The 21,823-nt window shown below is 38.7% G+C and carries 13 protein-coding genes; 6 read left to right on the forward strand and 7 right to left on the reverse strand.

The window, feature by feature from the left end:
• The 4 genes from RM529_RS06355 to RM529_RS06370 all read right to left on the reverse strand — a co-directional run.
• On the reverse strand, nucleotides 1-336 hold a 336-nt coding region (locus RM529_RS06355), incomplete at its 3' end, for a biliverdin-producing heme oxygenase (RefSeq protein ID WP_311483915.1).
• Nucleotides 326-883, reverse strand: a complete 558-nt coding sequence (locus tag RM529_RS06360) for a response regulator (protein ID WP_311483916.1) — start codon at nucleotides 881-883, stop codon at nucleotides 326-328. The genes RM529_RS06360 and RM529_RS06355, both read right to left, overlap by 11 nt.
• A gap of 52 nt (nucleotides 884-935) precedes the next feature.
• Nucleotides 936-3,158 (reverse strand): ATP-binding protein, encoded by a 2,223-nt coding sequence (locus tag RM529_RS06365; RefSeq protein WP_311483917.1) that lies wholly within the window; start codon nucleotides 3,156-3,158, stop codon nucleotides 936-938.
• A 3-nt stretch (nucleotides 3,159-3,161) separates the two neighbouring features.
• Complete coding sequence (locus tag RM529_RS06370; RefSeq protein WP_311483918.1) at nucleotides 3,162-6,800, reverse strand: CheR family methyltransferase; 3,639 nt, start codon at nucleotides 6,798-6,800, stop codon at nucleotides 3,162-3,164.
• A gap of 763 nt (nucleotides 6,801-7,563) precedes the next feature.
• Between RM529_RS06370 and proC the strand changes: the two genes are divergently transcribed.
• The 6 genes from proC (at nucleotide 7,564) to RM529_RS06400 (ending at nucleotide 16,732) form a co-directional block, all read left to right on the forward strand.
• Nucleotides 7,564-8,373: a pyrroline-5-carboxylate reductase gene (gene proC, locus RM529_RS06375; RefSeq protein WP_311483919.1), complete on the forward strand. Its 810-nt coding sequence runs from the start codon at nucleotides 7,564-7,566 to the stop codon at nucleotides 8,371-8,373.
• A gap of 28 nt (nucleotides 8,374-8,401) precedes the next feature.
• Entirely contained in the window at nucleotides 8,402-9,172 is a 771-nt protein-coding gene (proB, locus tag RM529_RS06380) for a glutamate 5-kinase (protein WP_311483920.1), read from the forward strand.
• A gap of 31 nt (nucleotides 9,173-9,203) precedes the next feature.
• Nucleotides 9,204-10,403: a glutamate-5-semialdehyde dehydrogenase gene (locus tag RM529_RS06385; protein ID WP_311483921.1), complete on the forward strand. Its 1,200-nt coding sequence runs from the start codon at nucleotides 9,204-9,206 to the stop codon at nucleotides 10,401-10,403.
• A 561-nt stretch (nucleotides 10,404-10,964) separates the two neighbouring features.
• Nucleotides 10,965-12,836 carry a M61 family metallopeptidase gene (locus RM529_RS06390; RefSeq protein ID WP_311483922.1) on the forward strand — a complete coding sequence of 624 codons (1,872 nt, stop codon included), beginning with the start codon at nucleotides 10,965-10,967 and terminating at the stop codon, nucleotides 12,834-12,836.
• Between the two features lie 121 nt (nucleotides 12,837-12,957).
• Complete coding sequence (locus RM529_RS06395; protein WP_311483923.1) at nucleotides 12,958-14,958, forward strand: cation:proton antiporter domain-containing protein; 2,001 nt, start codon at nucleotides 12,958-12,960, stop codon at nucleotides 14,956-14,958.
• A 109-nt stretch (nucleotides 14,959-15,067) separates the two neighbouring features.
• Nucleotides 15,068-16,732 (forward strand): ABC1 kinase family protein, encoded by a 1,665-nt coding sequence (locus RM529_RS06400; RefSeq protein WP_311483924.1) that lies wholly within the window; start codon nucleotides 15,068-15,070, stop codon nucleotides 16,730-16,732.
• Between the two features lie 187 nt (nucleotides 16,733-16,919).
• Here RM529_RS06400 and thrC read toward each other — a convergent pair whose 3' ends face one another.
• Genes thrC through thrA form a run of 3 tightly spaced genes read right to left on the reverse strand, consistent with a single transcriptional unit; the run spans nucleotide 16,920 to nucleotide 21,586 of the window.
• On the reverse strand, nucleotides 16,920-18,215 hold the full coding sequence (gene thrC, locus RM529_RS06405; protein WP_311483925.1) for a threonine synthase: 1,296 nt from the start codon (nucleotides 18,213-18,215) through the stop codon (nucleotides 16,920-16,922).
• Entirely contained in the window at nucleotides 18,215-19,135 is a 921-nt protein-coding gene (locus tag RM529_RS06410) for a homoserine kinase (RefSeq protein WP_311483926.1), read from the reverse strand. Before RM529_RS06410 ends, thrC begins: the two co-directional genes overlap by 1 nt.
• 3 nt (nucleotides 19,136-19,138) lie before the next feature.
• Nucleotides 19,139-21,586 (reverse strand): bifunctional aspartate kinase/homoserine dehydrogenase I, encoded by a 2,448-nt coding sequence (gene thrA, locus RM529_RS06415; RefSeq protein ID WP_311483927.1) that lies wholly within the window; start codon nucleotides 21,584-21,586, stop codon nucleotides 19,139-19,141.
• Between the last annotated feature and the right edge of the window lie 237 nt (nucleotides 21,587-21,823).

Raw genomic sequence — 21,823 nt, forward strand, 5'->3', positions numbered from 1 at the left:
CATCCCTCCCATAGCAGAACCTTCCACAACATAAGCCGCTCCAAGTGCTTCCGCTTCCGAATTACAAGAAAAATTGTCTCCGGGAAAAGAAGGAATTTTAACCGGCACGCTTAGCTGCTCCAGGTCTTTTTCCAATTCCTTATGTTTAGTTCCTTTATAACCTGAAAGTTGTGCAGAAATTTCTTTTTCAGAAATGGCATATGCCACATAATTTTGAAAAAGCAGGTTTTTATACTCTTCCATAGAGATACTGTGGTCCATTATTCTACCGGCAGTGTTTTCCTCTTCTATTTGCCTGTGGAGTTCTGTAGTAGCTTCTCTTAAATCAGTCAGCATCTCTTTCTAATTTAATCTGGTCAATATTTTGTCTTATTTTGGTGAGATAATTCCGCTGTTCTTCACTATCGGCTTCAAAACCATCAAGATATCTGTATATCTGGTTCACCGCAATTTTGTTTTGCCTTATTTTCTCCCTCAATTCTTCCTTTTCAATCATATTAAAAACTACCTGCTTAAATAAGGGCCTTAATTTATCACCCATTACTTTCATATGCTTCTTAAGGACAAACCCCGCAGCCCCGGTGAGAATGGTATTAGCTGCCAACTCATCGTCGTCAATAGTTCCGGTGACAAAAATTAACGGTATACCGGCATCAAAATCCTTAACCAGCCCAAGCACATCAAGGCCTGTACAGGCCGGTAAATTATAGTCTGATAAAATTACATCTGGTGCAAAATTCTGTAAAAGTTCAGATACCTCCTCAAGATTATCTGTTACTCTTATTTCTGGCTTCTCCACAATTTTCCTAATGTGATAGCTAATAAGGTCAGCATCAGTCTTTAGATCTTCGACCAGTAATATTCGTAAAGCTGTTTTAATCATTGCCAGAAATTCTGCTGAAATTAGTAAAAAAAAGAACACCGTCAAAAACCCGCTATCCTTCCTTTAATGAAAAGAAAAAAGTAGTACCACTCCCGGGAACGGTTTCTACCCAAATTTTTCCTTTATGCTTCTCCACCACCCTTTTTGCAATGGCAAGACCTACCCCAGATCCCTGGTATCCGGCTCCTGCAAGACGGGAGAAAATTTCAAAAACTTTATCGGCTTGTTCAGGATCAAAACCAATACCATTATCCTTTACAAAAATTACAGTTTCTGAATTTTTCGTCATAGATCCAATTTCGATAACGGGCTGTTTTTTTGCTGAAGAATATTTAAGGGCATTACCGATAAGATTATTCATCAACTGCGAAATCATCCGCCGGTCTGCCTCGATATTTGGCAAATTTCGACCTACACTTATTTTTGCGTTGGGAAATTGAATCTCTAAATCTTTGGTTAGAATTATTTCTTTAACCAGCTCTTTTAATGAAAATTTCTGCTTAACAAGCTCTGTTTGTCCTACTTTGGCGTATGAAAGGATCTCTTCTATCAGCAAATCCATCTTTTCTACAGATGTCGTAATACTTTTTAAGGCATTTTGTCCAAAATCATCAAGTTTTGATGAATATTCTTCAGATAAAATATTCGCAAAGCCTTCTATACCCCGCAAAGGCGCTCTTAAATCATGAGAGACGCTGTAACTAAAGGTTTTAAGCTCTTTATTTGCTTCAGAGAGGCTATTATTTAATTCTTCAATTTCGTTCTTTTGCTTTTTCACTAGAAAATGGGTGAGACTGTCCTGAAGGGCCATTGCAGCCTCCAGGTCATATTTTTCCCAATTTGAAGCCACGCCAGATACTTCCTGCGTCCAGCGTTCAAAAGACTTTCTGGGGCTTAAATATTCTATTCCATCTTTTACAACTCCATTCTTCTTCGGGTTACCTCCCCAACTTACTGTATTGGAGCTTTGCGGTCTAAACCACATGATAAATCCCTCATCTTCCTCTCCTATTCTCACAGTTAATATTCCGGAAGCGGTTTCTTTAAATTTTTCAGCAGGAGCATAATGCTTTGAGAGGTTTTTGCTTTGGAAAAGCCTTTCATTCTTATTATTAAGAAAATCAAAGATTAGAGAAATAACATCTTCCTGCTTTGGGGTATTACCGGCAAGGCTCAAATTCCCTTTATAGTAAACAGCACCGCCACCACAATTTACAATACCGGTAAAACCGGGATTGTAAACGGTTAGCGCCTTCGCAATATCAGAATGTGAATATAAATGTGAAACCAGTTCTTTTCTAATCTTTTCAGACTTTTCTCTTTCCTTTAAAAAAGTATCAGAAGTTCTTTGGGCCAGTTTATTGGAAAAAATTTGTGTAAGAAATTTACAAGACTGCCTCTGGTGATAATTGACAAATTTTGGACGGGAGTGATGGCAAGCCAAAAGACCCCACAGTTTTCCGTTTAAGATAATGGCAGCAGTAAGAGAAGCTCCAACCTTCATGTTCTTTAAATATTCTATATGAATAGGTGAAACTCCCCGCAACTCTGATTTTGAAATGTTAAGCGGCCTATTCGTAATTGGTGAAACAGGCGGCTGAATTTCAGAAGCTTTATAGTGAACGTCACTGATGATACGCACGCCTTGTTTAAGAAATATTTCGCGCGCCGGTTTTGGGATATCTGTTGCGGGATAATTTAATCCCAGCCAACTTTCCAACTCCTTTTCCTTTACCTCAGCTACCACCTCTCCATTCCATTCTTCGTCAAACCGGTACATCATTACGCGATCATAATCGAACAAATATTTGACCAGCGACACAGCCTGCTGACACATCTCTGCAACAGAGTTTGTCTCATCAATTTCATTAAGGATTTTTGTTAGCTGTTCCTGAAAAATTATTGGATCTATAAAATCACCGGAAGGTTCTATATCCAGCACAAGATGATCTCCCGAGATATGCGGAATCATAAAAAACCGCGAGCCGTTTAAACTAACTTCCCCCGGAAGCAATGTATTTTCTTCTGAAAGATTTTTTTGCAGCTTCTTAACTTCTTCTAAAGGTAATATTGCAGAAAGTGGCCTGGACAGAACATCCTGAAATTTAAAACCCAGTAATTCTTCTATATTTCTACTGCATTGGGTAATTTTAAAATCTAATTTGTTACAGATAAGGATCACCCCGTGTGCCTGGGATTGTGGAATAATATGAATGGGTTCTCTATCGCAATTGGTTATGTTCACTTCACCAGGCCCATCAAGGTCTACAGCCATAAATTATTTTCTTTTAATCTTGAAGTAAAAAGTACTTCCAACACCCGGTTGTGAATCGACCCATAATGTTCCTTCATGTAATAGAACTATTTTTTCTACATGAGCCAGTCCTACCCCGGTTCCCTCATATTTTTCTTCAGTAGGAACGCGGTTAAAAATGGTGAAAATTTCTTTTTGATCTTCTTCAGAAATACCAATCCCGTTGTCCATTACAGAAAAGACCCAGTAATCTCCTTCCTGGTAAGCTGAAATCCTGATTTCGGGATCACGGTCCTTTGCCTTATACTTTAAAGCATTACTTAGTAAATTCTGAAAAAGCAGCCTTAATTCCACTTCATAAGCTTTTACTTTAGGTAAAGAACCTACATGCACTTTAGCCCGTGTGTCGCGGATTCTCTTACCTAAGTCATACTTCACAACTTCAACCACTTCTTTGGTATTAACAAGTGTCTTTTTGGTATTCCTTCCAATCCTGGAATGATCCAGCAGTGCCTTTATCTGATTGGCCAACCTGTTGGAAGCTTCATCTATATATGAAAGATACTCCCTGCCCTTATCATCAAGTTTTGAAGCATAGATTTTCCCCAAAATATCACTACCAAATTTAATGGTGGATAAAGGTTCCTGCAAATCATGGGAACAAATAGAAACAAATTGTTCCAGGTCCCGGTTTGCTCTTATAAGATCTGCCTTTTGTTCTTTTAGCTCTTCCTGAGCACGTTTTAATGCAGAAATATCCACACAGGTGAATCTATGAGTAACTCCATTCCCATCACCGTCCATTTCTACGGTAGCATTCATTATTATAGGAATAACCTCTCCAGACCTCGTTACCATGTCCTGCTCTACATTCTTCAATTCCCCTTTTTCCCTGAATATTTTATTCAGTCGTAGTGCTTCCACCTGGTAATCTGCATTGTAAAGTTCAAAAAACGGTTTTCCTATTAATTCAGTTTTGGATGCGTAGCCCAGTTTCTCCACTGCTTCGGTATTACACTGTACAACTTCAGAAGTACTTGGATCAATACTGAAATGCATAACGGGATCTTCCTCGTAGAAAGACTTAAATCGTTTTTCGCTCGCAATTAATTTCCCGCGAGATTTTTCAAGCATTTCAATATCTATAAAAGTAACCACGACTCCGCTTATTCTTCCGGCGGAATTACGGTATGCTGAAATTCGTCTTAAATAGGGTTTTCCCTGTTTGGAGAAAATTTGCTTCTCCAGGGTCTTTCCGCTTTTAAGAACCCTTTTGCAACGCTCAATTAGGTTCGCCTTACCGATACTACTTACGAAATGTTCTATGGGTCTCCCTTCATCGGAATTAAGAAAGCTGAAATGTTCTTTAATTGAAGGTGTAAATTTCCTGATTCTCAGCTCACTGTCCAGGAAAATCGTCCCTATCTGGGTGCTTTCCAGCAGGTTGTTCATATCTGCATTTAGAGCGGCCAAATCGTCCATCTTCTGAACATTTTCGGCATTTACTGTATTTATCTCTTCATTTACACTCTGTAGCTCTTCATTGGTACTTTGCAGTTCCTCATTGGAAGCCAGCAACTCTTCATTTGCAGACTGAAGTTCTTCATTGCTCCTTTCAATTTCCTGTAAGGAATGCTGAAGGTCTTCCTTGGTTTTCTTCAGCTCATCTTCCAGTTCTGCAATATGTTGTTCGGTTCTGCTGCTAAGGGTTACCTTTTCTACCTCTTTTATTTTGGAATGATCTACTTCCTTTTCAATAAACGTGAGCACAAAATTAACATCATCATCCAATTGCTCCTGTACAAAAGGTTTTACAATTAAATCCAGCGCCTTCGTTTCTCCCTGATGTTTATATACGGCATCCCTGTATATCGCTTTTGTATTTTCGTTCCTGGCTTTCTTTATTGTAGATAAAAGGACATGTTTAAGGTCTGTACCAATCATATCCATGAGGTTTATGGAAAAACCACTCACAGGAAGATTAGCATATTTTCTAAATTCCCCAATTGCCTGAAGAATATTATATTCTGAATCTACAAAAACGCTTGCTCCACCAAACTGTTCCAGAATAGCTTCATTAAGCTCGAGGACATATTTGTTTTTGGTATTGTTGACCGGCGTATCTGTTTTTCTATTTTTCTTGATCTTCGATTTTTTGTGAACCCGGGCTGCTGAGGAACGAAGGGTTTCTACCTCTATACTCCTGCGCGGGTTAACGTTGCGAAAAATTTTCCACTTCCTGCTTACATCCTCAAAATAGTCCTGATGGCTCTGTACGCTCTCACTCGTTCCCAAAACTAAATACCCGTCTTCTTTTAATCCGTAGTGCAAGACATTTAATGCCTTTTGCTGAATAGAAGGTTGGAAATAAATAAGAAGATTTCTACACAACACCATGTCCATCCTGCTAAACGGTGGATTTTTAATCACGTTATGCTTAGAAAAAATCACCATCCTGCGTATTCTCTCCACAACTTGATAACCGTTTGTCCTGCTAACCAGGTATTTTTGAACAAGGTTAGGTGCTATATCTGCGATAATACTTTCAGGATAAAAAGCTTTACTACCTATTTCAAGATGCTTCTCTGCAATATCTGTAGCAAATATTTTTACTTCAATGTCTTTATTTTGTCTCTCAAGCTCCTCGCTTATTAGCATTCCTAAAGAATAGGCTTCCTCTCCTGTACTACAGGCCACATCCCAAACTTTTAGGATATCCCCATCTTTCTTTTTATTCAAAATTTCAGGAATAACTTCATCCTCCATTAATTCCCATACTTTGGAGTCTCTAAAAAATTTAGTTACTCCAATAAGAAACTCCCTGTATAAAAAGCCAACCTCCTCTGGATTGGATTTTAAAATTTCATAATAATCTTCCAAAGAGCTGCACTTGCAAACATTTACGCGCCTGGCAATCCTCCTGGCCAAAGTAGAATATTTATATTCGCTGAAATCGAGTTCAGTTTCTCTGTTAATGAGATCAAGAATTTTTGAGAGGGAATTTCCATCATATTCAAAATCTTCTTCAGAAAAATTTACTACGGTAGGGGCATTAATAAAATTTGACAATTCTGAACCCATAGAAGCAACAGGTAATACGTAATCTACCAGGCCTGTATTAATGGCGCTGTGAGGCATCCCGTTAAATTTAGCTTCAGCAGGATCCTGCACCATCACCATACCATTCGCTTCCTTAATTGCTCTAATTCCTCTTGTACCATCGCTACCCGTACCACTTAGAATCACCGCAATTGCCTTATCTTTCTTGAACTTGGCAAGGGAAGTGAGGAAGATATCTATTGGTAAATTTAATTTTTGATCTTTTGGTTTCTTTAGAAGGTGAAGCTTGTCATCTTCAATCATTAAGTTGTTTACCGGCGGAATTAAATAAATTTTCCCCGGAAGTATCTCCATCCTGTTACTAATTTGTACTATAGGAAGTTTTGCCGTTTTAGACAAAATTTCCCCCATCATACTCTTATAATCCGGTGAAAGATGCTGAATTACAACATAAGTACTATTATCTTTTTCAGAAATATTACTAAAAAAATCCTGCAAAGCCTCCAGACCTCCTGCGCTTGCCCCTACGGCAATTATCCTGGAGTTCTCAACAGGTACGTGGGTTGTAGAAATTTGAGTCAGAATATTATCATTTTTAGTCATTGTGATTGGCGTAGTTCTTTTTAAGAAAGAATTAAAAAGATCAAAAATAATCGTTAATACCCACTATTACTTAGTGATTTCGCACAATTATGAACCTATATCAAACAAAAGTTGCGCCTATTACTCTTATAGACCTTTAAATATAATAGTAAAATTCTTAAAAGATCACAATTTAACTCTGTCTAATGTTAAAAAGTGTTAATCACATCTTAAAACTAACGTTCTGCTTGATTATGGCTTCAAAAAGCTACGGAAATATAGCTGTGGAATTTCTGCATTGACTGTTGATGGTAACCACAAAAATTACCAGTTTCCAATAAATTTATTCCTTTGTAAGTAGCTTTGGACTTGACCAAAATCATACAAAAAAGCAGGAAATACTGCCATTATTGCAGATTTCTGCCAAACCGTAACTTATAGCGTTTAAGAATTATGAATTCAAAAAAAGGATTCTCTTTATTTGCCCTTTATTTGTTACTCTTTTGATTTCCATTTCGTCGTCTTCCATCTTTTTTTCCCACCAAGGTCTTATATACGTAGGCTGAGCCAGATGTTTTTTTGATCGTAAAACCTAAAGATGCCTAATTTTCCATCTTTTTTACAATCTTGATTTTTGCGATTCGCTCTATTTAAGCTAACTTATAACCGGTTCGGCATGCGGGAAATCCCTTTTTTCGGAATGCTTGCATGATGTTTGAACCCTAACGGAAAGAATTATTTTTTAAATTAAAAATCTGAAAATTAATTAACCAAATAAATAGAAATGAAAGTACTAGTTATCGGAGCAGGAAATATGGGTCTTACTTATGCGGAAGGCATGGCACAATCGAGCATGCTAAATCGCAAAAACCTGATGATTTTTGACAAGTCAGCAGAAGTATTAACATCTTTAAGCAGTATTGATCATTTTGATGTTTTTGACAAGATTGAAGACTGCCTTCCTGAAGCCGACGTTGTTTTTCTGGCTGTAAAACCCTACCACTGTGAAGGCCTTTTCGAAGAGATTAAACCATACGTAAATAGCCAGCAGATATTTGTATCACTAATGGCGGGAATTACTATTAAAAAAATACAGGACGGTCTTGATGTAAAAAAAGTAGTAAGATCTATGCCTAACCTGCCGGCCCAGGTAGGAAAAGGAGTTACCTCCTATACAGAAGCACAGGAAGTCTCCAGGGTAGAGCTTTTAATGATTAGAAATCTCCTGGACACTACAGGAGAATCTATAAGGGTAAAGAATGAAAACTTTATAGACGCTTCAACAGGAATTTCTGGAAGTGGACCGGCTTATGTGTTTTATTTTATGCAATCTATGTTGGAAGCAGCGTTAAAAATGGGCTTCTCACAACACGATTCCAAAGTTCTTGTAAGTCAGACTTTTGAAGGGGCTGTAGAGCTCTTTAACCAGTCAGATCTTTCTCCAAATACCTGGATGGAAAGGGTCGCTTCCAAAGGAGGGACCACCAGGGCAGCATTGGATTCTATGGAAGATAACAACGTTAAAGAACTTATTAAAGAAGCCGCTTACGCAGCATTTGACAGGGCGGTTGAACTTGGAAAAGAAGAAGCATAATTTAATTATTATCTGTAAAATCGAAAAAATGGATAAGAAAAGAATAGTTGTAAAGGTCGGAACCAACGTAATGACCAATAAAGATAATAGAATAGTAGGCCCGGTATTAAAAAACCTGGTAAGGCAAATCGCCACTTTATATGAGCAGGATGTTCATGTAGTACTTGTTTCTTCAGGTTCTGCGATTGCCGGTAAAGAAATACTCGGAGAAATAAATATTACAGATCCGTCTAAAAGAAGGCAGGTATTTTCTTCAGTAGGACAACCTCGTATGATGCGGCATTATTATAGTATTTTCCATGACTACGGAATGCGCTGCGCACAGGTTTTGGCTACAAAAAGAGATTTTAGTCCCGGTATCCACAGGGAAAATATGATTAACTGTTATGAATCATTATTGTCTGAAGGAATAATTCCTATTGCGAATGAAGATGACGCGGTATCAGTAACCATGTCTATGTTTTCGGATAATGATGAACTGGCAAGTCTCGTGGCAGAATTGATTGGAGCCGATTCTCTTATTATCCTTAGTGATACTGACGGACTCTACACGGGCCATCCGGATGATGAAGATTCAGAAAAGCTAAATAAAGTTCAGGTTGATCAAAACGTTGAAAAATACGTACAGGAATCTGGAAAAGGTGAAGGTGAAGGCCGTGGCGGTATGGAGTCCAAAATTAAAATCGCTAAAAGTACCGCTTCCAAGAATATTACAACCTATATCGCAAATGGAAAAAACGAAAATGTAATATTGGATATTGTGGCTGGTAAACCCGTAGGTACAAAGTTTACCGCATAAATAAATAAGTAGAACTAAAAAAATTATAGCAATGATATTAATAGACACAAAAACAAAGAACAATGTCTTAAAATCCATGATAAATATCCTGGATAAAAGACGCGAAGAAATAGTTGCTGCAAATCAAAAAGACCTCATTGCATTTGGGGAAACCGAAGGAGCAATGTACGACAGGCTAATTGTGAACAATAAGAAAGTTGACGGCATGATCCAGTCTGTTAAAGAAGTGATGGAACAGGACGATCCTGTTGGCCAAACGATTGAGCATAGAAAATTGGATAGCGGCCTGGCAATTACCAATAAAACTGCTCCTTTCGGGAACATTATGATCATTTACGAATCAAGACCAGATGTTACGATAGAAGCAGCCGTACTTGCCTTTAAAGCAAATAACAAGATTTACTTAAAAGGTGGTAAAGAAGCCATAAACAGTAATAAAATCCTCGAGGAGTGCTGGCATAAGGCGCTTTTGGAAAACGATCTGGATACAAGCTGGATACAATTGCTGCACTTAAACCGACAGGAAACTCAGGAATTCTTAAAAAATCCACCGGAAAAGCTAGACCTTATCGTGCCAAGAGGTGGAGAAAGATTAATCGCTTTTGTAAAAGAACACGCGACAGGTGCTGTTCTTGTTAGCGGTCGTGGAAATAACTTCCTGTATGTTTCTGAAAATGCCGATTTTGAAATCGCCAAGAAAGTAATGCTGAATGCCAAGATCGACAAAATATCTGGTTGTAATGCATTGGATAAAGTACTGGTAAGCCGAAACCTTCCGGATTATGAGAATAAACTTCGTGAACTTCAGCAAATGTTCAGGGAAAACGGAGTAAAAATCCTGGTAGACGAAGAAATTCACAAAGTACTTAATGATGAAGACAAAATACCTTCAGAAGACGTTTGGTACGAAGAATTTCTGGCAATGAAAGTGGTAATTGGTGGTGCGTCACAACTTGATGCCGCTATTGAAACGATCAACAAATACTCTGGAGGACATTCTGCTTCAATTATCACAACAGATAAAGTTGAAGCTTTGAAGTTTATGGAACAGGTAGATAGTGCAGCCGTTTACCATAATGCTTCCACCAGGTTTACCGATGGTGGTGCAATGGGCGTTGGCGCAGAGCTGGCAATTAGTACAGATAAACTGCATCACAGAGGGCCTTTAGGTCTAAAACAACTGGTTACCAATAAATATTATGTACTAGGAGAAGGCCATATTAGAGCTTAATCCTATTCGGATATTAATTTTTGAAAAGAGGTTGTCCTGCGGGCAATCTCTTTTTTTTGTGCTGAATTTGTATTTTTTAATTTTAGGTATATGCCTGAAATTGGCAATTTTAGGCCACCAGTTTTTGAAGCTGAAGTAATTCTGCTGAAACCTACAAGGTTTTAAAAACCTTGCAGGAAAAATCTGGTTCTGCAAGATCTCTTTTCATTCGGAAAAGAGGAGTTGAAAAATGATAATTTTCGTCCTGCAATTTTTAGCGAACCTTTTTTTACTCTTTAACTCATTTACTGTTTTACTATGGAATTTAAAAAATGTCAATTTTCGGCCTGCTCATATCAGATCTTACATGTCTTGAAAACCTGTGAGATCTTACGTAAATCTAAAATGGCAATTATCAGCTTATAATCTTTTGGAAGAAGAGGTAATTTCTTCATTTTCTGAAGTTATTCGTCTTATTTATACGTTAACAACGTGTTAACGTTACTGAAGATCGTTAAATAGAGTAGAGATTCGTAACTTTCCGCAGAAATTTCAGTCTTACAAATAAAACCACATTTCAGAATGAAAAAATTAATTTATGCACTGGCAATGTCATTTGCCATTTTTGGGTGTAAAACCACTCAAAGTACAATTGCTGAAGAACAACCGATTGTTACCAAACTCGACCTTGTAAATGTTCAGGATGACCGGGTAATGGTGAGCATCGATCCTGCAGAATTTACTACGGAAACTACTACATTTTACATTCCGAAGACAGTGCCCGGCACCTACTCTACTTCCAACTACGGTAAATATTCCGAAGATTTAAAAGCTTTTGATTATAAAGGAAACGAACTGGAAATTGTACAACTGGACGAAAATAGCTGGAGCATTCCCGATGCTAAAAACCTCGATAAAATTACTTATTGGGTGAACGATACGTTTGATGTACAGGGAGAAGGCGGAATTTATTCTATGGCCGGTACAAATATCCTTGAGGACCAAAACTTTCTGCTTAACCTGCACGGATTTGTTGGATATTTTGAAAACATGCAGGAGAAAAAATATCGTGTAGAGATCAAAAGACCTTCAGACCTTGTTGGCGGAAGTGCACTGGAAATTTCAGAGACTACTTCTGCAGAAGACGCTACAGCTAAAACAGATATTTACAACCTGAACCGGTATTTTGAAGTTACCGACAATCCTATAATGTATGCCGAGCCGGACACGGTGAGTTTTGATGTACAGGGAATGAAGGTGTTACTTGATGTGTATTCTCCAAACGACAAATTTTCAGCAGAAACTTTTGCACCTGCAATGAGGAGAATGATCACTGCGCAAAAGAACTTTTTAGGCGATATTAACAGTACTGATAAATATGCTATCCTCCTTTATTTATCGGCTACACCGGGAGAGGACGATGCAGGAAATTTTGGCGCTTTAGAGCACCATACTTCTACCGTGGTAGTGATGCCGGAAGTTATGGAAGAAGAAGCTTTAAATGAAAGTCTTACCGATATTGTTTCGCATGAATTCTTTCATATCATCACACCACTTGGGGTGCATTCTCAGGAAATCCATTATTTTGATTATAATGATCCTCAAATGTCCAAACATCTTTGGATGTACGAAGGGATCACAGAATATTTTGCAAATCTTTTCCAGGTAAATCAGGACTTAATAGACAATCAGGATTTTTACGACAGGATTAATGAAAAGATTGAGGCGGCAAAACGATATAACGACACCATGTCTTTTACCGTGATGAGTGAAAACATCCTAGAAGAGGAATATCAGAAAAATTATGCTAATGTTTATCAAAAAGGAGCATTAATAGGCATGGCACTGGATATTCGTTTAAGAGAACTTAGCGGTGGCAGCATGGGTGTACTTGATCTTATGAAGGAACTTACGGAAAAATACGGAAAAGACAGGCCGTTTAATGATGATGAACTTTTTGCTGATATTGTTGAGCTTACTTATCCTGAAATTCAAAATTTCTTTGATAATTATGTGATTGGAACAACCCCAATTCCTTATTCAGAGTTTTTTGAAAAAGTAGGCCTGGAAATGAGGGAAGATCAGATCCCTGTGGGTTATTTTCTAAAAAATCAAACTACGCCTTACATTACTGTAAATCCGCAGGGAAATATACTGGTAAGAAATGATGTGGAAATGAATTCTTTTCTTCAGGATTTAGGACTGCAAGGTGGTGATATGATCCAGAGTATTGACGGTACGAAGTATACCCGCGAAAATATTTATGACCTTATAACTACTTCCCAAAACTGGAAAGAAGGAGATCCCATCACAATGACGATTGTAAGGGATGGTGAAGAAATGCTTGTAGAATCTACCATTGTTGCACCAACTGCACCGGGAATGCGTTTAGTGGAAATACAGAATGCTGATAGTGACCAAATTGAACTTAGATACGCCTGGTTAAAATCATAAAAGATTTTCCTTGAAATAAGTTGAAAAGCGGTGGTAGATACTACCGCTTTTTTTATTTTAATTCAGGCAAATCTCCTAAATTGAATTTTTAAATTAACCAGCTAAAACCACTTCTTACTGCATGGAAATTCCTATCCTACAGGATATTGTATTAATTCTAGGGTTATCGATCCTTATTATCCTGGCATTCCAAAAAATAAAAGTTCCCTCCATTTTGGGGTTTTTGCTTGCCGGAATTATTGCAGGTCCACATGCGTTTAACCTTATAAGTTCCCGGCACGAAGTAGAATTACTTTCGGAAATTGGAATTATTTTTTTGCTTTTTGTCATTGGAATTGAACTTTCCTTAAAGGGCCTGGCATCAATAAAAAATACAATTATTTTTGGCGGTGGGCTGCAGGTAGGAGGCACCATATTGTTCACTACGCTTGTTGCTACTTTTTTAGGCCTTCCGTTAAACACTTCTATTTTTCTGGGATTCTTATTTTCGTTAAGTAGTACTGCGATTGTCCTGAAATTACTTCAGGAAAAAGGGGAAATTACTGCACCTCACGGCAGGATTGGAGTGGCTATTCTAATATTTCAGGATATTATTGTAGTTCCCATGATGCTATTTACTCCGCTTTTGGCAGGTAAATCTGATAATATCCTGGAGACGATTGGTATTCTCACTATAAAAGTGATATTAGTTGGAATAGTGATTATTTTATTGGCGAAATATGTAGTGCCAAGAGTTTTTGAATGGGTGGTGAAAACTAAAAATCAGGAACTTTTTATTCTTACTGTTATTGTTTTTTGTTTTGGGATTGCCTGGCTAACCTCGTCTGTGGGGCTTTCCCTGGCTCTTGGTGCTTTTTTTGCAGGGTTAATTATTTCTGAATCTGATTACAGTCACCAGGCTACCGCAAATGTGCTTCCCTTCAGAGAAATTTTTATAAGCTTCTTCTTTATTTCAGTAGGAACGCTCCTCAACCTCAACTTCTTTTTTAACAATATCGGCTATATTTTATTACTTGTCGTGGCCGTGGTTGCGCTTAAAATGCTCGTTGTGGGACTAACGACACTTATCTTAAAATATAAGCCACGGACTATCTTTATGACACTTTTCAGCCTGTTTCAGGTTGGGGAATTTTCGCTCCTCCTCTCGGGTGTGGGATTGGATAACGGATTAATTCCGGAGAATATTTATCAGTATTTCCTGGCTATTTCAATTATAAGCATGGGACTAACGCCGTTCTTTATTTCCTATTCTTCAAAAATTACATATTCCATTCTTAAAGCTCCCATCCCTTCTGCAGTAAGAAAACGGCTGGAGAATATTAAAAAGAATGCTAATAATGAAGAATTTTCAGAAGAAAATCTGCACGATCACCTTGTCATTATCGGTTATGGGATCAACGGCGGAAACATTGGTAAGGCCGCCAAAAATGCAAATATCCCATACGTAATTGTCGACATGGAGCCAGATTCCTTTGATAAAGCCAAAGCAAAGGGAGAGCCAATTGTTTTTGGTGACGCGACCAATCCTACTATTTTAAAACATGTGCATGTGCAGGAAGCGCGGGTGGTGGTTATTGCCATTTCAGATCCCGCCGCCACACATAAAATAATTAGCAGTATACGGCTTTTCACCCAAACCGCTTTTATAATTGTAAGAACGCGCTATGTAAGTGAAATTGAAGAAAGCATACGTCTTGGTGCTGATGAAGTAATTCCCGAAGAATTTGAAACTTCTATAGAAATTTTTACCCGTGTACTGAAGAAATATTTGGTCCCTTTTGATGAAATCCAGGCTTTCACAGACAATATTCGTTCTTCAGACTATGCAATGCTTACTTCTCTTAAAGGCAAACCTCACAACCCTAATTTACAGCATCTAAATATACCGAATAAGGAAATTGCCACGCTTACTGTTAGACGAAACAACAAAAAAATCGTGGGAAAAACGATCAAGGAATCCGGGATGGGAAAAAATTACAGGGTAACAGTCCTGGCCATAAAAAGGGAAAATAATTACCTGACAGAAATTTCTACCAAAACGGTGATCTTACAGGACGATCTTCTTTATCTCTTCGGAAATCCATCCAACATTAATCATATTAATAAAATACTTTCGCTGTAAGGCTTAATCGTTAAATATTTCTCATTCTCTTGCTGATTAATACAAAGCCTTGTAATTTGTATTTGTTCATTTATAACCAAACGACAAGCCCCATAATTAACTAAAAAATATGTCTGTTCTACCTAATAACCTGGACCGCTACCGGAAGTTTATAAGTTTTATGCTGAAGTACTGGCAAAGCGATCTTTTTCGTAAAACAGCCTCCAATGCTATGGAGGGAAATGAGGGGAACGGTGATGAGAACTTTGAACAGACCCCGCAAGAACTTGTAGAAGACCTTAAAAACATGGGGCCCACTTACATAAAACTGGGCCAGCTTCTTTCTACACGTCCAGATTTATTGCCCGATGCTTATTTAAAAGAACTTGCAACCCTTCAGGATGACGTAGCGCCCATTCCTTATGAAGAAGTACATAAAATTGTAGAAGAAGAAATTGGCACCCGCATTTCCAAAGCCTTTGATACTTTTGATAAAGAGCCACTTGCCAGTGCTTCTATAGGCCAGGTACATTACGCAACTTTAAGGTCTAAGCAGCCTGTGGCGGTAAAGATCCAACGGCCGGGAATTAAAAAACAGTTCCTTGAAGATCTGGACACGCTAAAGGAACTCGCAGACCTTGCTGTAAAACATACCAAAACTGCCAGGAGGTATTCTTTTGACCATGTTCTGGAAGAATTAAGCCGGATTGTACTGTATGAACTGGATTATTACAGGGAAGCGCAAAATCTCAAGACTTTAGGCAGGAATTTACAGGAGTTCAAGGATCTTGTTGTTCCGCAACCTATTAATGACTACTGCACAGGCAAAGTACTTACGATGGAGTACATCAAGGGGAAAAAAATCACTTCCCTCTCTCCCTTAAAACAGCTGGAGGTAGATTACGGCCCGCTGGTAGACCAGCTTGTGGAAGCCTATTTAAAGCAAATTATTATTGATGGTTTTGTTCATGCAGATCCTCACCCGGGGAATATCCAGTTTACCCCAGACGCAAAAATTGCTTTAATAGATCTTGGAATGGTGGCAAAATTTACGCCACAGATGCAGGAGAATATTTTGCAATTACTTATTGCCATTAGTAATACCAACGGTTCAGAAACTGCCAATGTACTTTTGGGCATGAGTGAATATGATGAAGAAAGGGATTTGCGGGCATTCAGGAAATCTATAAATGATATTATTATGGAGAGCGAGCACAGCACGGCCAAGGACCTGCAAACCGGGCGGCTGGTTATTCAGCTGAACCGGCTTTCGGCAGAGTCCGGGATCCATATTCCTGTAGAATTAAACATCCTTGGAAAAATACTTTTGAATATGGACCAGATCGTTGCTGTTCTGGATCCCGATTTTGATCTAAAAGATACGATTCAAAAGCACGTAACCAAGATTATGCAAAATAAAGTATATGAAGAACTGAAGCCTGAAAACTTCTTCACGATGCTTTTGCAGTCGAAGAAACTTGCTGAAAATGCTCCGGAAAGACTCAATACAATTTCAGAAAACCTGGCAAACAACAACTTTAAAATTAAAATAGAAGCTATTGACGAAAAGCGGGTAACCGATGGTTTTCAGAAAGTAGCGAACAGGATTACGCTGGGGTTAATAATTGCTGCCATGATTGTAGGCGCAGCGATGCTTATGCAGGTTCCTTCAGAATTTACAATTTTTGGTTACCCGGGACTGGCGATGCTGTTTTTTCTTTTAGCCGCTTTGGGTGGGATTTACCTCTCTTATATCATCATCTTCAGGGATGAGAATTTACATAATAAAGATTAAACCAATTTTTCAGTCTGGAGAAAATCTGCGGCAGGCCAGGGCTCAGAATTAGAACCTGAATGTTTTCATACAACTAGCTTTACTGGCAAAAACAGGTGTACCTATAAATATGGCAATTATCAATCTATAACTAAAATCTCAATTATCAGATCTCCCAGGTTTCTAAAACCTGGGAGGCCTGAATATTTTATGACAACAAATAAGATTTAAGCTCATCATAATTACTAATTTGATGAAATTTTTTCTCTTTGTGCATGATACTTTCAATAGAATCTGGAATAGCTACTTTCTGTCCTATCGCTTCTTCCACAGTATCCAGAAATTTAACCGGATGCGCAGTTTCCAGAAATGTTCCGTAATAATTTTCATTTTTCTTCAGAAATTCCTGTAATCCAAGATACCCTACGGCGCCATGTGGATCCATAATATACCCGGTTTTATCAAAAACTTCTTTAATCGCCATTTTGGTAGCAAGATCATCAAAACTGTAGGAGGATAAATACTCCTTTAAATTTCCGAACTCATTCTGAAAAAGCTCCAGTACTCTTACAAAGTTACTCGGGTTCCCCACGTCCATAGCGTTAGAAATGGTCTGTACACTTGCTGTAGGCTGATAATTGCCATTTTCGAGGTAGCGTGTCACCACGTTATTTGCATTATTGGAAGCAATAAAATGATCTATGGGCAAGCCCATTTCCCTGGCTAAAAGTCCGGCGCAAATATTACCAAAATTCCCGCTGGGCACCGAAAATGCCAATTTTCGACCTTCTTTTGCCAACTGTTTATAAGCCAGAAAATAATAGAACATTTGCGGCAGCCAACGCGCCACATTAATCGAATTAGCAGAAGTCAGCTGCCTTTTTTGCTGAATTTCATCATCTAAAAATGCCCTTTTCACCATATCCTGACACTCATCGAAAGCACCATCCACTTCCAGAGCGACAATATTCTGTCCCAGGGTCGTCAATTGCTTTTCCTGAATTTCACTCACCTTCCCTTTAGGATAAAGGATCACCACATCTATACCTTCCACACCAAGAAAGCCATTCGCCACCGCGCCACCGGTATCTCCCGAAGTCGCCACTAAAACAGTGATATTCCCCAGTTTTCCTTTTTTAATGAAATAACCAAGGCTGCCGGCCATAAAACGCGCTCCCACATCTTTAAAAGCCAATGTAGGACCGTGGAAAAGTTCCAGGCTACCCACATTTTTCTCGACATCCACAACAGGAAAATCAAAATCCAGCGTATCAGCAATAATATCTTTTAATGCGGAATCGCTTATCTCCTCGCCTACGTAATTTTTTATGACTTCAAAAGCAATCTCCGTGTTGTCCATAGATCGGATTTCGCTGAAGAAAGATTTTGGTAACTTTTCAATTAACTGCGGAAAATATAATCCTTTATCGGGTGCGAGGCCTCTTACCACCGCATTTTCAAAATTGGAGGTATGCTCCCTGTTATTTAAACTGAAGTAATTCATTATAATATTTTTATCCCCTCGGTATTAATTTCTGAAAGATGAAGTTCGAATGCTATTGCCTTGGATTTATAGAATTCATTTATGGCGGCTTCCACATTCTGAGCATTTTCGTTGCCCTTGCAAAGCGCAAAAACTGAAGGACCGGAACCTGAAATCCCGAAACCTAAGGCTCCTTTTTGCATCACAACCATTTTTAAATCATCAAAATACGGAATCAGGATCGACCGGATGGGTTCAACAACCTCATCCTTAAGGCTTCTACCCAGCAGTTCATAATCTTCAGTATAAAGCGCGCTAATAAAGGCTCCTAAATTTCCCCATTGGGAAATGGCCTTTTTAAGGCTTACGCTCTGTTTGATAATAGACCTGGAATCCTTTGTTTTTATTTCGATTAAAGGATGTAACACCACCATTCGCAATTCAGAAGGAGAAGGAAGGCTCAACACCTCTAAAGGATCGTAGCTTTTCACAAGGCTGAAACCACCCAGCAATGCCGGCGCCACGTTATCTGCATGTGCATTCCCGCTGGCGAGCCGTTCCCCTTCCATAGCAAAAGGGATTAATTCCTTTTTGCTAAAAGGTTTTTTAAGCAGCTCGTTAACTGCAAACACAGCACCGGCAGAACTGGCAGCACTACTACCAATTCCGCTTCCTGCTTTTATCTTTTTGTAAATTTCTATATCAAAACCCTGTTTACTGCCTAACTCGCCAAGCAGCGATTTAACTGCAACTCCGGCAACATTTTGATCTGTCTCCAGGGGTAAATCCTGTCCTGTGAGTTTGGTGATCCTAACCTCACCAAGATCATTTTTGCGAATAAGCATTTCGTCGCCTACGGTGTTCAGACAACAGCCTAAAACATCAAATCCACAGGAAAGATTAGCAACAGTGGCCGGGGCAAAAATTCTGATTTCGTCCATAGCCTATTTTTTTCCAATCCGGATTACATCGGCAAAAATTCCTGAAGCTGTAACCTCTGCACCGGCGCCCGCACCTTTTACTATAAGAGGCTGCTGACTATATCTATCAGTAAAGAAAAGTACGATATTATCGCTTCCGCTCAAGTTATAGAAAGGATGGTCTGACCCTACTTCCTGAAGTCCCACTTTAGCCTTTCCATCTTCGAGTTGAGCTACATATTTAAGTTGTGCGTTATTCTTTTCGGCACTCTTGTATATCTCCTGGAATTCAGGTTCATCTTTTTTCAAAAGTTCAAAGAATTTTTCATTCGTTTCAGAATTAAGACTTTCCTGAGAAAGAAAGTCTTCTCGTTCGATGTCTTCAAGTTCCATCCTCAAACCGCTCTCGCGGGCAAGAATCAGGATCTTTCGAGCAACATCCACTCCGCTAAGGTCAATCTTTGGATCGGGTTCTGTATAACCTTCTTTCATCGCCATTTCAACTGTTTTGTAAAAAGGCTCTGTGGCATCATAAGTATTAAAAACAAAATTAAGGCTTCCTGAAAGTACCGCCTGTATTTTCTGAATCCTATCTCCTGAGGCCATTAGGTTTTTTAGTGTATCGATAATTGGCAATCCTGCACCTACGTTAGTTTCGTATAAAAATGAAGCCCCATATTCCCTCGCCAGATTTTGTAATTGCTGATAATTGACAAAATCATCGGCACATGCAATTTTGTTACAGGTCACCACAGAAATTGAATTGGCCAAATACTCCTTGTACCAGGAAGCAATCTCTGCACTGGCGGTGTTATCCACAAAAATGCTATTGCGCAAATTCAATTTATTCACTTTGTCAAAGAAGTCCTGTTTATTCGCTGCTTCTCCATTATCCAATGCTTCCTGCCAGTTGTCCAGGTCTATCCCATCCTCATTAAAAGCCATTTTTCGGGAATTTGAAAGCCCCAGCACCCTAACCTTTAACCTCAATTTTTCAAGCAGGTATTTTTCCTGTTTCTGAAGCTGTGCGAGTAATTTTCCACCCACATTACCAACACCGGTGATAAATAGATTCAGTTCTTTTGAAGGAACCTCAAAAAATTGTTCGTGTAGCGTATTAAGTGCTTTTTTCACATCCTTCTTAGCGATGACTGCAGAAATATTCCGTTCTGAAGAACCTTGTGCAATGGCCCTGATGTTTATATTATTGTTCCCAAGTGCACTAAACATTTTCCCGCTTAGCCCGTGATGGCTCTTCATGCTGTCCCCAACCAATGCCACGATCGCCACATTTTCTTCTATAAATACAGGGCGGATTTTCTTCTGTTCAATTTCTACTTCAAAGGCTGTATCGAGCGCTTCTTTGGCAGCTTCAGCTTCATCATCTTTTACTGCGATACAGATACTATGTTCTGAAGAGGCCTGGGTAATAAGTACCACGTTTATATTTTCCTGAAAAAGAACTTCAAAAAAGCGCTTGGAAAATCCAGGAATACCTACCATTCCACTACCTTCAATATTCAGCAGTTTGATAGAATCTATATGAGTTATCCCGGTAACCCATCTAAAATTTTCCTTACTTGACCGGGAGATTATGGTTCCCTCCTCTTCGGCCTTAAAAGTGTTTTTTATATGAATTTTTATTTGCTTGTCGAGTAACGGCTGCAAAGTTGGGGGATATAATACTTTCGCTCCAAAATGAGACAGCTCCATGGCTTCTTCATAGGATATATTTTTTAAGGGATAAGCCTGCGAAACCAAGCTTGGATTGGCTGTGTACATCCCGTTCACATCGGTATAAATAAACAACTCCTCCACATCTAGTGCACCCGCGAAGATAGCAGCAGTAAAATCTGATCCACCACGCCCCAGTGTACTTGGTACGCCCTGGATGTTCTTCGCAACAAAACCCGGAACTACGAAAAGTCCGTTATTTTTCGTTGCAAAGTAATCCTGAATATTTCTATAGGTTTCCTCATAACTCACCTGCACCTTTTCGTTCATATTTCTACAAATTACGAGTTCGCGGGAATCTACAAAGCTTACCTCTGCCTCAATGCTTTTAAAATATTCTGCAATTATTAGAGAGGAAAGAATTTCTCCAAATCCGGAAACAACGTGTTTTGTTTTGTTGGAAAGTTCATTTAAAAGAAAAACTCCTTCATACAAAGTTTCCAGCCGGTTAAATTCGTTTTTCACCTTGCTAAGAATACCGCTCTGGGATTGCACAGGAATTAACGCTTTAACAGCGTCCAGGTGCCTTTTTTCATTTTTAGCAAGAATTTCTTTATAAGCTCCATCTTCTTTTGAAGCCAGCTCAGCCATATAAAGAAGTTCGTTAGTTACGCCTCCAAATGCTGAAAAGACCGCGATGGTTGGCCCTTTTTTTAGATGTTTCTGAATAGTTTCAGCTACTAATTTTATCCGGTCGGGAGAGGCTAAAGAAGAACCTCCGAATTTGAGAATATTCATAATGTTTAAAAATTGTCGGGTTTGATTTTTTTGAAATCGAATTTACCAATGTATAGGTACGGACGGAAGTTTATATACAAAATTACCCCAAAGGGGTAATACGAGTAATAATCATCATAGTATTAGTGCCTGATGCAGAAATTGCAGGAAAGAAGAAATGCTTACTATTAATGCTATTAGTCCTCATAATTTTAGCTAAACTCGTGATAAAATTATATAATTTTATGTGTAAAAAAA

The organism is Autumnicola edwardsiae, from assembly GCF_031846505.1.
In the GTDB taxonomy this organism is placed as follows: Bacteria; Bacteroidota; Bacteroidia; order Flavobacteriales; family Flavobacteriaceae; genus Autumnicola; species Autumnicola edwardsiae.

What these genes read in the sequence shown, in the direction of transcription:
- RM529_RS06410 (WP_311483926.1), bottom strand. Translation starts at nt 19,135, where the DNA reads ATGGACGAAATCAGAATTTTTGCCCCGGCCACTGTTGCTAATCTTTCC.
- thrC (WP_311483925.1), bottom strand. Translation starts at nt 18,215, where the DNA reads ATGAATTACTTCAGTTTAAATAACAGGGAGCATACCTCCAATTTTGAA.
- proC (WP_311483919.1), top strand. Translation starts at nt 7,564, where the DNA reads ATGAAAGTACTAGTTATCGGAGCAGGAAATATGGGTCTTACTTATGCG.
- RM529_RS06390 (WP_311483922.1), top strand. Translation starts at nt 10,965, where the DNA reads ATGAAAAAATTAATTTATGCACTGGCAATGTCATTTGCCATTTTTGGG.
- thrA (WP_311483927.1), bottom strand. Translation starts at nt 21,586, where the DNA reads ATGAATATTCTCAAATTCGGAGGTTCTTCTTTAGCCTCTCCCGACCGG.
- RM529_RS06365 (WP_311483917.1), bottom strand. Translation starts at nt 3,158, where the DNA reads ATGGCTGTAGACCTTGATGGGCCTGGTGAAGTGAACATAACCAATTGC.
- RM529_RS06395 (WP_311483923.1), top strand. Translation starts at nt 12,958, where the DNA reads ATGGAAATTCCTATCCTACAGGATATTGTATTAATTCTAGGGTTATCG.
- proB (WP_311483920.1), top strand. Translation starts at nt 8,402, where the DNA reads ATGGATAAGAAAAGAATAGTTGTAAAGGTCGGAACCAACGTAATGACC.
- RM529_RS06385 (WP_311483921.1), top strand. Translation starts at nt 9,204, where the DNA reads ATGATATTAATAGACACAAAAACAAAGAACAATGTCTTAAAATCCATG.
- RM529_RS06400 (WP_311483924.1), top strand. Translation starts at nt 15,068, where the DNA reads ATGTCTGTTCTACCTAATAACCTGGACCGCTACCGGAAGTTTATAAGT.
- RM529_RS06370 (WP_311483918.1), bottom strand. Translation starts at nt 6,800, where the DNA reads ATGACTAAAAATGATAATATTCTGACTCAAATTTCTACAACCCACGTA.
- RM529_RS06360 (WP_311483916.1), bottom strand. Translation starts at nt 883, where the DNA reads ATGATTAAAACAGCTTTACGAATATTACTGGTCGAAGATCTAAAGACT.